The organism is Streptomyces sp. NPDC048411 (genome assembly GCF_040704695.1).
In the GTDB taxonomy this organism is placed as follows: Bacteria; Actinomycetota; Actinomycetes; order Streptomycetales; family Streptomycetaceae; genus Streptomyces.
Genome location: NZ_JBEZKL010000008.1, coordinates 67,744 through 80,000, shown reverse-complemented (window position 1 = coordinate 80,000; position 12,257 = coordinate 67,744). Strand labels below are relative to the sequence as shown.

15 protein-coding genes (1 of these 15 running past the window's edge) are annotated in these 12,257 nt (G+C 70.0%); 9 read left to right on the top strand and 6 right to left on the bottom strand.

Annotated features, from left to right (window positions below; all coding sequences use genetic code 11):
- A protein-coding gene (locus tag AB0915_RS05275) for a helix-turn-helix transcriptional regulator (protein WP_366689807.1) crosses the window boundary here: on the top strand, positions 1 to 223 show its 3' end. It extends 737 nt beyond the left edge of the window; the window shows 223 of its 960 coding nt (coding positions 738–960); the start codon falls outside the window, past its left edge; its stop codon occupies positions 221 to 223.
- Here the strand turns inward: AB0915_RS05275 and AB0915_RS05270 are convergent.
- Positions 189 to 671, bottom strand: a complete 483-nt coding sequence (locus tag AB0915_RS05270; RefSeq protein WP_366689806.1) for a hypothetical protein — start codon at positions 669 to 671, stop codon at positions 189 to 191. The genes AB0915_RS05275 and AB0915_RS05270 overlap by 35 nt on opposite strands.
- A gap of 179 nt (positions 672 to 850) precedes the next feature.
- Positions 851 to 1,120: a hypothetical protein gene (locus tag AB0915_RS05265; protein WP_358858468.1), complete on the bottom strand. Its 270-nt coding sequence runs from the start codon at positions 1,118 to 1,120 to the stop codon at positions 851 to 853.
- Between the two features lie 120 nt (positions 1,121 to 1,240).
- On the opposite strand from AB0915_RS05265, the gene AB0915_RS05260 reads away from it, so the two are divergent.
- On the top strand, positions 1,241 to 1,600 hold the full coding sequence (locus AB0915_RS05260; RefSeq protein ID WP_366689805.1) for an arsenate reductase family protein: 360 nt from the start codon (positions 1,241 to 1,243) through the stop codon (positions 1,598 to 1,600).
- A gap of 12 nt (positions 1,601 to 1,612) precedes the next feature.
- On the opposite strand, the gene AB0915_RS05255 is transcribed toward AB0915_RS05260, so the two are convergent.
- Positions 1,613 to 2,497: an alpha/beta hydrolase gene (locus AB0915_RS05255; protein WP_366689804.1), complete on the bottom strand. Its 885-nt coding sequence runs from the start codon at positions 2,495 to 2,497 to the stop codon at positions 1,613 to 1,615.
- Positions 2,498 to 2,568: 71 nt separating this feature from the next.
- Here AB0915_RS05255 and AB0915_RS05250 point away from each other — a divergent pair, with 71 nt between their 5' ends.
- Complete coding sequence (locus AB0915_RS05250) at positions 2,569 to 3,018, top strand: MarR family transcriptional regulator (RefSeq protein ID WP_366689803.1); 450 nt, start codon at positions 2,569 to 2,571, stop codon at positions 3,016 to 3,018.
- 147 nt (positions 3,019 to 3,165) lie between these two features.
- Here the strand turns inward: AB0915_RS05250 and AB0915_RS05245 are convergent, their stop codons facing one another.
- Complete coding sequence (locus AB0915_RS05245; RefSeq protein WP_366689802.1) at positions 3,166 to 4,092, bottom strand: Gfo/Idh/MocA family oxidoreductase; 927 nt, start codon at positions 4,090 to 4,092, stop codon at positions 3,166 to 3,168.
- A gap of 103 nt (positions 4,093 to 4,195) precedes the next feature.
- Here AB0915_RS05245 and AB0915_RS05240 point away from each other — a divergent pair, with 103 nt between their 5' ends.
- The 3 genes from AB0915_RS05240 (at position 4,196) to AB0915_RS05230 (ending at position 6,480) form a co-directional block, all read left to right on the top strand.
- Complete coding sequence (locus AB0915_RS05240; protein ID WP_366689833.1) at positions 4,196 to 4,348, top strand: hypothetical protein; 153 nt, start codon at positions 4,196 to 4,198, stop codon at positions 4,346 to 4,348.
- A 109-nt stretch (positions 4,349 to 4,457) separates the two neighbouring features.
- A complete protein-coding gene (glnII, locus tag AB0915_RS05235) occupies positions 4,458 to 5,492 on the top strand; it encodes a glutamine synthetase (protein ID WP_366689801.1) in 1,035 nt (344 codons plus the stop codon).
- A gap of 382 nt (positions 5,493 to 5,874) precedes the next feature.
- Positions 5,875 to 6,480: a winged helix-turn-helix domain-containing protein gene (locus AB0915_RS05230; RefSeq protein ID WP_366689800.1), complete on the top strand. Its 606-nt coding sequence runs from the start codon at positions 5,875 to 5,877 to the stop codon at positions 6,478 to 6,480.
- A gap of 70 nt (positions 6,481 to 6,550) precedes the next feature.
- Here the strand turns inward: AB0915_RS05230 and AB0915_RS05225 are convergent, their stop codons facing one another.
- Positions 6,551 to 8,695 carry an MMPL family transporter gene (locus AB0915_RS05225; RefSeq protein WP_366689799.1) on the bottom strand — a complete coding sequence of 715 codons (2,145 nt, stop codon included), beginning with the start codon at positions 8,693 to 8,695 and terminating at the stop codon, positions 6,551 to 6,553.
- Positions 8,696 to 8,971: 276 nt separating this feature from the next.
- On the opposite strand from AB0915_RS05225, the gene AB0915_RS05220 reads away from it, so the two are divergent.
- Together AB0915_RS05220 and AB0915_RS05215 are read left to right on the top strand one after the other, a co-directional pair.
- The gene (locus AB0915_RS05220; protein ID WP_366689798.1) at positions 8,972 to 10,237 is read left to right on the top strand and encodes a sensor domain-containing protein; all 1,266 of its coding nucleotides are present in this window, start codon (positions 8,972 to 8,974) and stop codon (positions 10,235 to 10,237) included.
- Positions 10,222 to 10,869 (top strand): response regulator transcription factor, encoded by a 648-nt coding sequence (locus AB0915_RS05215; RefSeq protein ID WP_366689797.1) that lies wholly within the window; start codon positions 10,222 to 10,224, stop codon positions 10,867 to 10,869. The genes AB0915_RS05220 and AB0915_RS05215 overlap by 16 nt, the downstream gene beginning before the upstream one ends.
- A gap of 101 nt (positions 10,870 to 10,970) precedes the next feature.
- On the opposite strand, the gene AB0915_RS05210 is transcribed toward AB0915_RS05215, so the two are convergent.
- Positions 10,971 to 11,474, bottom strand: a complete 504-nt coding sequence (locus AB0915_RS05210; RefSeq protein WP_366689796.1) for a MarR family transcriptional regulator — start codon at positions 11,472 to 11,474, stop codon at positions 10,971 to 10,973.
- A 70-nt stretch (positions 11,475 to 11,544) separates the two neighbouring features.
- Here AB0915_RS05210 and AB0915_RS05205 point away from each other — a divergent pair, with 70 nt between their 5' ends.
- Positions 11,545 to 12,108, top strand: a complete 564-nt coding sequence (locus tag AB0915_RS05205) for a carboxymuconolactone decarboxylase family protein (protein WP_366689795.1) — start codon at positions 11,545 to 11,547, stop codon at positions 12,106 to 12,108.
- Positions 12,109 to 12,257 lie beyond the last annotated feature (149 nt).

The following is a 12,257-nucleotide window of genomic DNA, read 5'->3' as shown; positions in this document are numbered from 1 at the left end:
CGACGACCGCTCAGGCCGGCGGATCATTCTCGAGATCCCGAAACCCGGCACCGGCACCGAGAACAAGCTGACGGCGCTTTCCTGGCGGTCCCACCGGGTGCAGGCTCCGCCGTGCCATGTGCTTCACCGGCCCGCTTCGGGGAGCGGCGGAACAACCACTACCGAACGTGAGGACAGTTGTGGTGCGGTCAGTGCCGCAGAGCCCTCCCCACATCGACCTTGACTTCACCCGACAGCTTGCGGTTGCTGCGGGCGATGGCGTCCTTGGAGGACTTCGGCCCGACGTCGTCGATCGTCACCACCACCGTGTCGAGCAGGTTGCCGTTTCCGTCACGGAAGGTGACCTGCACGGCGTAGGACTTCGGTGAGTCGGTGCCGTTCGTCACGGTGATCTTCGAGGTGGCGCGGCCGTCGTGGTCGGTGCTCACCGCGCCCAGCTTGACGTCGCCCTTGGCGTTCACGCCGTTCTTGAAGCCTCTGAGTTTCTCGCCCGCGGCAGCAGTCGCCGAGGCCACCACGTCGGAACCCCTGGATGCCACCGACGCTGCGGCGGAGGCCGCCCCGGACGGCGTGGTGGAGGTGCCGCCGCCGTGCGAACAGGCACCGGCGGTCGACATCACGGCCGTCGTCAGCAGCACGGCCCACAGGCCTCGTGCGGCTTTCCTCGTCATCGTTCCTCCCAGCACTCGCCCGTCGCCCCAGTCAAAGGGGCCGCAGGCCGCATCGCATGCCCGGTATGCCGGACGGGTGAAGGGCCGGGCCGGAGCGGAGGCCGTACGTCCGGGCGCGGCTGCCCTGTGCGCGCATGTGCCTGTGCCCCCGGCGTCCGGGGGCACAGGCTTGCGGTCCGTCAGCGGCCGTAACGGATCAGTGCGCGGACCATGCGGCAGGTGGTGTCGGACGGCGGGTGGATGCCGATGCGCTCGGCAGTCGTGCGTATCGTGTCGTTGTCAGCGCTCGACGGGTAGTAGACGCCCGTGTCGAGCAGGGCGATCGCCAGGCGCATGGCCTTCAGGCGGCGGTTGTGGGAGACGTACCACTCGCGGGGCCGGCCCGCGGGGAGCGGCTTCTTCTGCAGGGGCTTGTGGAGCGGCTTGGTCGTGACTGCGGCAACGGCCATGGGCATCCTCCTGGCACGGTCGTGAAACCCTCACGAACTACCTCCATTTTACGGCCCACCACTGACAATCACCCCTGGCCAGCGGGGCTTTCGCGGTGTCCGTCGCGTACCGTTGACCCCATGGAGATCTGGATCAATCCGGCATGTTCCAAGTGCCGCAGCGCAGTGCAGTTGCTCGACGCCGAGGGCGCCGAATACACCGTCCGCCGCTATCTGGAGGATGTGCCGTCGCCGGACGAGATCCGGGCTGTGCTCGACCGGCTGGGGCTGGAGCCGTGGGACATCACGCGGACGCAGGAAGCGGACGCGAAGGAGCTCGGGCTCAAGGAGTGGCCGCGCGAGGCCGGCTCGCGGGAGCGGTGGATCACCGTACTCGCCGAACATCCGAAGCTGATCCAGCGGCCGATCATCACGGCGGAGGACGGGACGGCTGTCGTGGCGCGTACGGAGGAAGCCGTGCGGGACGCTTTGGGGCGTTGAGCACGGCCGGAATCACTCGGTCAGCAGGAAGTCCTCGATCCTGGGGTTGAGTTCGGCGGCGTCCGGGGCGTGCAGCGGCAGCGTGTGGTGCGTGGCGCCCGGGATCGTCGCCGTCCGTGCGTGCGGGAGCAGCCGGGTCGCGGTGGCGGTGACCCGTGCGGCTTTGTGGACCCGGCTGTTCTCAGCCGTGAGGATCAGGGTCGGTACGTAGAGCATGCTCAGGGCCTCGGGCGTGGGGCGACGGCCCATGACCGGCCGGGCGGTCGGGAAGCCTGCGGCCTCGTCGCGCAGGTGCCGCCATGCCGGGTCGAGCGTGGCGCCGGCCGTCTCCCAGTTCATGAAGATGCGCGTGCGTTTCGCACTGGGGCGGAGCAGCATCGGCAGTGCGCGCAGCAGATAGCCGGGGCGGTAGCCGGCGAAGCACTGGGTCGGGTCCACGAGGATCAGCTTCCGGACGCGGTCGGGTGCGTGCAGGGTGTAGTGGAGCGCGATCCAGGCGCCGTAGGAATGGCCGCAGAGTGCTGCCGATGCGATGTTCAGGGCGTCCAGCACGGCGTCCAGCCAGGCCGTCAGGTCCGGCACCGTACGGACCGGGCGCTCCCCCGCCACGCTGCGGCCCGGATCGCCGATGAGGTCGACGGCGTGGACGCGGTGGGTGCGACCCAGGTGGGCGGCCTGGGCGAACCAGACAGTGGAGGTGGAGCCGCCACCCGCCAGGAGCATCAGGGGCGGGGCACCCTCGGGGCCGTAACTGTTGATACGGGTGGTGCCGTACGGGGTGGGGACGTCGGAGTGGGTCGTTCCGGTGGGCCACTTGGCCGCCAGAACCTCGTCGTATGCCGCGAGGAACGACTCGGTGACGGCCGTTGCGGATGATCCGGATGACGTGGTTGCCATGGAGTACCTCCCGAAGGTGGGTGCCCTTGGATATTGTCTCGCTCAGCGAGACAATAGAGGAAAGAGGACTGATGGGCGAGCATGGTTCCGAGCTGGAGATCGTTCATCTCCTGCGCAAGGTGACTGTCGAATTCGGGCTGCGTCAGGCCGAGTTCGCGAGCCGCAACGGCATGCACCCCACCGACGTACGCGCCCTGATCTGCCTGCTCGACGCCGAGCGAGAAGGCACTGGCGCGACGGCCGGGTGGCTCGGTGCGCAGCTCGGGCTCAACTCCGCGGGCACCACCGCCGTCATCGACCGGCTGGAACGGCTCGGCCACCTCACCCGCACCCGCGACCCGCGCGACCGGCGGCGGGTGCTACTGGCGGTGGACCCGCGGGCGGTGGAGCTGGGGTGGGCCTTCTTCGGGCCGCTGATCGAAAGCACGGTGACAGTGCTGCGCGACTTCGACGAGAGTGAGACGGCTGCCGTGCGGCGCTTCCTGTCCGCCGCGCACCAGGCGGTCACCGCCATTCCCTGACCGGCAGGGCGATCGCGGGGACTCTTTCGTGATCAGGCTCCATGAGCCATCGTCAAAGGCGTCGCCTGCAACGCGGAGGAGGCCGGAGACAGTGGCGTAGCGGCCCGGTCGGTGCCCGCACGGTGCCGGACGGGCTCTCCCCGCCGTTCAGGACCGTGCGGGCACCGGCCCCGCCTTGACCTCCGCCTCGGCCAGCAGCTCGGTCAGCCGCAGCCCGAACCTTACGTCGCAGGGGTGCGGAATCCCCGTACGTACCGCTTCGAACAGCGCATCGACCGCCGCCCGGAACGACCCCACCGCATCCCCCCACCTGGGCAGCGTCGCAACGCCCGGCTCCCCCCGGAGCTCGATCTCCGTACCCACCGCTCCCTGCGGCGCCGCCAGTGCGAGCGTCACCGTGCTGGAGGCGCCGGAGGTGTGGCGGAGGACCAGGTGAGTGGTGTCGGCGGGACCTCGGGCCGCGGTCAGTTCCGTCGCATCGCCAAGCACCGGGAGCAGCACCGACAGCGCATGCGGACCGACGTCCCACAGACCGCCCTTGTCACGGCGCCATGGAGACGCCGCGTACTCGCTGTCCGCACCGGGGGCGTACAGCGCGCCGATCCACTGGGCGCGGGCGGTGAACCAGCCGTGCCGGCCGGCCTGTTCGGCGATCCAGTCGGACGTATCCTTCGCGAACCGCAGCGTGCAGAACACGACGGATGCGACCCGCGCCCGGTCTGCCGCCTCGGCGACCTCCCGGGCCCCGGCCACGGTCGTCGCGATCGGCTTGTCCATCAGCAGGTGACACCCGGCGGCCGCGGCGCGGGCGGCCAGCGGGGCCTGGACGTCAGGCGGCAGGGCGAACGCGACGGCGTCGCTCACGGCGAGAAGTTCGTCGACGCCCGCGTCACCGGAGTACGCCGTGGTGCCATGGGTGGTCGCGAGCGCGTCCGCCGCCTCGGGGCGGCGCCCCCACACGCCGCTGAACGCGACGCCGGGATGGGTGGCGAGGGCGGGTGCCTGGGTGTTCCGGGCCCAAGGGCCCGTACCGAGAAGGCCGATACGCAGAGGAGCGGCGGGCGGTGTCGTCATGGGAGGCAGTCTGCCCGGTCCGCCTTATCGGGTGGCGGCGTACGACGGTCCGCGGTTACGTTGGCGGAGCCGGCCGTGGGACTCCGGCTGCGACTTCCGGGACTTGCCCCAGGTACCGGCGTCCGACGCCGACTGGCGGCTCGCGCGGGCGGCCGCGGCGCTGGGCAGCACCGAGGAGGAGCTGGTGCGCCGGATCCGGGCCGCCGGCTTCGAGCGGCTCCTCAAGGCCCACGTACAACGCAGAAATCCTCGGTAACACGGGGTTCACATTCGGGCAACGGACGGGAAACCCCGTCTTGCGAAGCTGCGCTGCAGAGACCGGACCGCAGACCGCAGCACCGCACCACCCCCGAAGGATGGCTTCCGTGACGTTCAAGGCTGAGTACATCTGGATCGACGGCACCGAGCCGACCGCCAAGCTTCGTTCCAAGACGAAGATCATGGCAGGCGAGCCCTCGGGAGACGTCGCGGAGCTGCCCATCTGGGGCTTCGACGGATCCAGCACCAACCAGGCCCAGGGGCACGCCTCCGACCTTGTGCTCAAGCCGGTCTTCTCCTGCCCGGACCCCATCCGCGGCGGCAACGACGTCCTCGTCCTGTGCGAGGTCTTCAACATCGACATGACGCCGCACGAGTCCAACACCCGCGCCGCCCTGCGCCCGGTCGCCGAGCAGTTCGCCGGCCAGGAGCCGATCTTCGGCATCGAGCAGGAGTACACCTTCTTCGACGGCCACCGCCCGCTCGGCTTCCCCGTGGGCGGCTTCCCGGCCGCGCAGGGCGGCTACTACTGCGGTGTCGGCTCCGACGAGATCTTCGGCCGCGAGATCGTCGAGAAGCACCTCGACAACTGCCTTCAGGCGGGACTGGGCATCTCCGGCATCAACGCCGAGGTCATGCCGGGCCAGTGGGAGTTCCAGGTAGGCCCGCTCGCCCCGCTGGAGGTCTCCGACCAGCTGTGGATCGCGCGCTGGCTCCTCTACCGCACCGCCGAGGACTTCGACGTCTCCGCGACCCTGGACCCGAAGCCGGTCAAGGGCGACTGGAACGGCGCGGGTGCGCACACCAACTTCTCCACCAAGGCGATGCGCGAGGGTTACGACGCGATCATCACCGCGTGCGAGTCGATGGGCGAGGGCTCGAAGCCGATGGACCACGTCAAGAACTACGGCGCGGGCATCGACGACCGCCTCACCGGCCTGCACGAGACCGCCCCGTGGAACGAGTACAGCTACGGCGTCTCCAACCGCGGCGCCTCGGTCCGTATCCCGTGGCAGGTCGAGCGGGACCAGAAGGGCTACATCGAGGACCGTCGCCCGAACGCCAACGTCGACCCGTACGTCGTCACGCGGCTGATCGTCGACACCTGCTGCACGGCGCTGGAGAAGGCCGACCAGGTCTGATCCGCCACCGGCTCCGTACGAGGGGGCGCCCGCCAGAGAAACTGGGGGCGCCCCTTCGGCGTGCCCGGTCCGCTGTCAGTGGCGTGTGCCAGGGTTGGCCCATCCTCGACACATAGGGCCCGTACCGACGGGTGAGAGAGTCCTGCTGCGCCACCGCGTTGTCTGGTCTAATGGGGGGCATGGTCGGCTTCCCGTACACCTCATCAGGTCGCAGCGACCTTGAGCCGTTCTGGCCCTCTCGCCAGCATCATGACTTCGACCGGGTGTGTTGCCGCGCGTGGAACGCGCAGGCCCTCTAAAGCCGCTCACCCCGGCCTTCGGTCCGCGCGCACGACGCAAGTCCGTCCCTCGACGACTCCTTCGCGCGAAAGAGCTGACCCTCATGGCGAACACTCGTACCTTCTCCGCCGCTGCCACCACAGCGTCCACGGCGACCACTGCGGCCGCCCGCTCCGCCCGATCCGTTCCTCCCCACCGTCACAGGCTGCGCTCCGTCGCCCCCGACGACGTCGTACAGCCGGCCGATGTGGCCGACTTCCTGCCGCCGGGCGCGACCTGGCTTCCGGCACCCCAGCACACCGTTCCGGCGCTGCTGGGCCGTCCACCGATGATCGGCTACCTGGTCCTCGTACCGGCCGACCAGCAGCCCGCCGTCGCGGCCGCCGCGGCGCAGCGCATCGTGCCGGAGCCGCTGGTGACCCCGGGGGCGGGGCCCGTGCGCATCGACGGTGTGCAGCGCACCGCGACGGTGGACGGGAGCGCGCTCGACCTCACCTTCCTCGAGTTCGAGCTGCTCGCCCATCTGGTGGCGCACCCCCACCGGGTGCACACCCGCGACCAGTTGGTGACGACCGTCTGGGGCTACGGGCACGTGGGCGACGGGCGCACCGTCGACGTCCATATCGCCCGGCTGCGCCGCAAGCTGGGCGCCGAGCACCGGCGGTCGATCCAGACGGTGCGGCGCGTCGGCTACAAGTACGCCCCCTGACGGCGCTGAAGGCGCAGGAGAGCGGCCCCGGTCCGGTACCCACCGGACCGGGGCCGCTCCGTGTGCCGGGTCAGGCACTCAGTCCCGACCCCGCCGGGGTCTCGGCCGACCCCCGTCCCGCGCCCGTCCCCGGCTCGCCGTGCTCCAGCACCGGCAGTCGGTTCAGCCCGCGCGGCGTCCGCCAGTTCCGCTCCCCCAGCAGTGCCATCACGGAAGGCAACAGGACCATCCGTACGAGCGTGGCGTCCAGCAGCACCGCGACAGCGAGGCCGACGCCCATCTGCTGCATGTCCTGCATCGACAGCGTCCCGAAGACCGCGAACACCGCGACCATGATCACGGCCGCGCCGGTCACCGCACCCGCCGTTCGCCGGATGCCCTCCTCGATCGCGGCCCGGGTGTGCAGACCGCGGTCGCGGGCCTCACGGATCCGGGAGACCACGAACACGTGGTAGTCCATGGAGAGTCCGAACAGGACGACCAGGACGAACAGCGGAATCCACGCCTCGATCGCGCCTACCCCCTCCGAGCCGATCAGCGAGGCCCCCCAGCCGTGCTGGAAGACGGCGACCATCACTCCGTACGCGGCGGCCACGGAGAGCAGGTTGAGCAGGATCGACGTCACGGCGATGACGTACGAGCGGAAGCAGAACAGCATCAGCAGGAAGGTCACCGCCGTGATGAAGGCGAAGACGGGGACGATGCCGCGCTTCAGCTGGTCGTTGAAGTCGACGGACCCGGCGAGCTCCCCGGTCACGTACACCTGGGCCCCGGTCCCGTCGAACGCGGCGGGCAGCCGCTTCTCACGCAGTTCGGAGAGTCCGGCCTCGCCGCCGGGAAGCGGTACCTCGATCTCCGCGACGTTCTGCGCCTTGTGGACGGTCACCTCGTCGAAGCCGTCGAACGCCTTGCGCAGTGCGGGCGCCTCGATGTCGTCGGCCTTGACCACCACCCGAGCCGGAGCTGGGCCACCGGGGAAGCTCTCGTCGATCTGCCGGTAGGCGACCGACAGCTGCGAGTCGGAGCCGAACTGCTTCTCCAGGCCCAGCTGTTCGGTCTTCATGCCGAGAGCGGGCGCGGCCAGGGCGAGCAGGACGACGACCGAGGCGACCGCGAAGATCCTCGGCCTGGACAGGACGGGCTTCAGCACCGTGCCGGCGGTCCCGCCACTGGTGCGGGCGCGTCGGCTCCCCCGCCGGTTGAGGAACGGCACACGTCCCGCGTCGATCCGGTCACCCAGCCAGGACAGCAGCGCGGGCAGCACCGTCACGGAGCCCAGCATCGCGATGAAGACCACAATGATCGTGGCGAGGGCGAAGCCCTTGAACAGCATCAGTCCGGACAGGAACATGCCGGCCATCGCGACCATGACCGTGAGCCCGGAGACGAGCACGGCCCGGCCGCTGGTCGCCGCCGCGATCCGCAGCGCCGTCTCGGCGTCGTGTCCCGCCGCCCGCTCGTCGCGCTCGCGCCGCAGGTAGAAGAGGCAGTAGTCGACGCCGACGGCGAAGCCCATCAGGAACATCACGGAGTACGTGGTCTGGAACAGGTGCAGCTGGTGGCTGGCGAGCGACAGCAGCCCGAAGGCCGCCATGCACGCGGTCAGTGCCAGGCCGACCGGGAGCAGCGCCGCGACGACGGCGCCGAAGGCGACCAGCAGAATGCCCAGGGCCAGGGGCACGGCGGTGAACTCGGCCTTCTTGAAGTCCTCGGAGAGCAGATCGCCGAGCCACTTCCCGGCACTGGCCTCGCCGAACTGGTAAATGGTGACGTCGGGGTGGTCCGCGCGGACGGCGGACACGGCGTCGAGCACGGGCTGCACCCTGTCCGGCGCCGTCGCCGCGTCCCCCTTCATGTCAAAGGTGATCAGCGCGTCCTTGCCGTCCTTGGAAGGGATCGGCGCCGCGAGGTTCGCCACCTCGCCGGTCTTCCCCATGGCGGCGGAGACCTCGCGGGCGGCGCCCTGCCAGTCACCCGCCTTCCCGGCGGACACCATGACCAGCTCGCCGGCGGGCTGCCCCAGCCCGGCATCGTCGAGGATCTGCTCGGCCCGCGCCGAATCACCCACGGCGTTCTCCGAGTCGGACATCTCCACCAGACCGGATGCGCCGCCGATGCCCGTGGCGAGCACGACGAAGAGCAGCCAGCCGAGAATGGCGGTCTTTCGGTGCTGTGCGCTCCACACACCGATGCGTGCCGCGAGGTTGCGCCTCATGGCGTGTTCGCCCCCAGAAGTCAGACGGAATCAAATGGAAGTGGAAAAAGTGCGAGGAAGTCGACGGCGAATGCGTCGTTGATGAATCTAGGAACGGGGCGCCGCCCGCCCCAGCCGCCGAAACCCCCTCTCGCGGAGCCGTAGGGCGAAGTCGGCAGGGTGGTGCTGGGTACACCCCGCCAGGGTGGCGAAACGGCTGACACCCTGGGAGCCCGCCGGGTGAGACTGTCTACGGACGAGCCCGATACGGGGCCCGGCGAGGGGAGATGGACCGAGATGAACGCGATACGGGCCCGGGTACGGGGCGCGCTGCTGGCCGCCGGGCGGGGAGTCGTGGTGTCGATCGCCGGCCTGGCGTCGATCACGCTCTTCGTATGGACGGTGCTCTCCATCGTCTTCATTCCGCTGGGCATCGGCCTGGTCACCACCCCCTACGTACTGGAGTTGGTCCGCAAGCACGCCAACCGGCGCCGGCTGCTCGCGGTCAGCTGGTCCGACGTCCGCATTCCGGTCCCGTACCGTCCCTTCCCGAAGGATCTGCGTACCGGATTCACCGGTCAGGTGGAGCGGACCACGCTGCTGTTGAAGGACCCGGCGACCTGGCGGGACATCCAGTGGCTGCTGGTCGACATGACGGCCGGCTATGTGGTGTCGATCGTGGCCGGCGCGCTGCTGCTCTACCCGGTGGAGGGGGTCGTCCTGGCGGCGGGCCTGTGGCGGGTCTTCACCGACGACCGTTACTGGTACGCGTTCGTTCCGGTCGACAGCCAGGCGACAGGGCTTGCCGCCGCCGCGCTCGGCGTGGTGCTCTTCGCGACCGGCGTGCTGGTCAGTGAACGGCTGCTGCGGCTGCACTTCGTGATCGCCCGCTCAGTGCTGGCCCCCACCCATGAACAGGAGCTGACCCGGCGCATCGACCGCCTGACCGAGACCCGGCACGAAGCCGTGGACACCGCGGCCTCCGAACTGCGGCGCATCGAGCGCGACCTGCACGACGGCGCGCAGGCCCGGCTGGTCGCCATGGGCATGAACCTGGGCACCGTGGAGGCGCTCATCGAGAAGGATCCGGCGCAGGCGAAGAAGCTCCTCGCCATGGCCCGCGAGTCATCGGCCGAAGCCCTCACGGAGCTGCGCGATCTGGTCCGGGGCATCCACCCGCCGGTCCTCGCCGAGCGCGGACTCGGGGACGCGGTCAGGGCGTTGGCGCTGCGGCTGCCCTTCGAGTCGGACGTCCAGGTGGAGCTGCGCGGCCGGGCGGACGCCGCAATCGAGTCGGCCGCGTACTTCGCGGTGAGCGAGACGCTGACGAACGCCGCCAAGCACTCGGGAGCCGACCGCGTCTGGGTGGACATCCGCCACGCGGACGCCATGCTGCGGGTCTCCGTCACGGACAACGGCAGGGGCGGCGCGGCGGCCGGATCGGGCTCGGGTCTGAGCGGAATCGAACGCCGACTCGGTACATTCGACGGCATCATGGCCGTCAGCAGTCCAGCGGGCGGTCCCACCATGGTGACCATGGAGATCCCTTGCGAGTTGTCCTAGCCGAAGATCTCTTCCTGCTGCGCGACGGTCTGGTCCGGATGCTGGAGGCGTACGACTTCGAGATCGCGGCAGCCGTCGAGACCGGTCCCGAACTGACCCGTGCGCTCGCCGAGTTGGATCCGGATGTCGCCGTTGTCGACGTCCGGCTTCCACCGTCCCACACGGACGAGGGACTGCAGTGCGCCCTTGCGGCCCGCAAGGCCCGGCCGGGGCTGCCGGTGCTCGTCCTCTCCCAGCATGTGGAGCAGTTGTACGCCCGTGAGCTGCTGGCGGACGGCAACGGGGGCATCGGGTACCTGCTCAAGGACCGGGTCTTCGACGCGGACCAGTTCGTCGACGCGGTGCGCAGGGTCGCGGCCGGCGGCACCGCGATGGACCCGCAGGTGATCTCACAGCTGCTGTCCCGGCGCGCGCAGGACAAGCCGATGGGCGGCCTGACCCCGCGCGAGCTGGAGGTCATGGCGCTGATGGCGCAGGGCCGTTCGAACGCGGCGATCGCCTCACAGATGGTGATCACGGAGCGGGCGGTGGCCAAGCACACCTCGAACATCTTCGGGAAGCTCGGCCTGCCGCCGTCCGACGACGACAACCGCCGCGTTCTGGCCGTCCTGGCCTACCTGGACCGGGGGTGACCCCGCGGTCGACGGATCATCCGGTCGAACTCAGGTGCGGCGTGTCGCCCCCGGGTGGGGGTGCGGCCCGGGACTCCAGGACCTGTTGACCTGGCTGCATCTCAGCCGTTGAACCATGCCGCCGCGTCAAGCCGGAACGCACCGGCGGGCGCCATCGCGCGCAGGTCGGATTCCAGGGCGCGCAGCCGCTCGGCCCCGAGCGCCCGGGACCACTCGGCGTGCAGCCGGTCGAACCCCTCGGCGGACCGGACCAGTACGTCGACACCGCGCGGGGTGACCCGGACCAGCTTGCGGCGCCCGTCCTGCGGATCGTCGACGCGTTCGACGTAACCGAGACCCTCGAGCCTGTCGACGGTCTTCCCGGCGGCCTGCTTGGAGACGCCGAGCCGTCGGCCGATCTCACTCGCGGTCGCGCCGTCACGGCCGATGGCCTGGAGCGCGAAGCCGTACGCGGGCCGCACGTCGGGGTGACCGCTCTCGGCCAGCTCCCGGTGCAGCTCATCGATGATCGTCCGGAACCCGGCGAACAGGAGCAGGGGCAACTCGAAGCCCGCACCGTCCCCGGCGGTCGCCGCCTCCCCGACTCGCCCCGTCGGCTCAGCCATTGCGAAACTGGACAACTTGGTTTACGTTTTCGTCAATCACGTTGTCGAGTTTACCGCGAGAGGTCACGCCATGCCCGCATCCGCGTTCCCCGACCACACCCTCGAATCCGCCCCCACCGCCGCCCGTCGCGCCATGAAGGCTGTAGCGGACAAGCAGGGATACCTGCCCGCCGCCGTCGGCCGACTGGCCACGTCGCCGCAGTTGCTCGACGGCTTTCTGAAGATCAGCGCGATCTTCGAGTCGACCACCCTGGACCCACTCTCCCGCGAGGTCCTGATCATGACGATCGCCACCCGCAACAGTTGCCACATCTGCGTGGCGATGCACACCGCGAAGCTCACCGCTCTCGGCGCGGACGCCGACCTCATCGCCGCGCTGCGCGAGGAGAAGCCACTGCCGCTTCCGGACGAACGACTGGAATCGGTGCGGCAGTTCACCCTGGCCGTCATCGCCACGGCGGGCGCGGTCGACGACGACACGCTGCAGGCCTTCCTCGCACACGGCTACACCCACCAAAACGCCCTGGAAGTGGTCCTGGGCATCGGCGCATACACGATGTCGACGCTCGCCAACCGGATGACCGACGCACCCGTCGACCCCCAGCTCGCCGCGTTCGCCCCCGCCCCCATGTGACCTGTTCCGCGCATGAATTCCCCCTTTCACTGAAGCTGGAACGACGTCCTCGTCGCATCTCCAGCTGCGTCACCATCCGGCCATCGTGCCCCTCCGTACTCCGTCGCGCGGCGGAACGGCCGGATCCGAGGGAACCGTTCGCGGGCCGG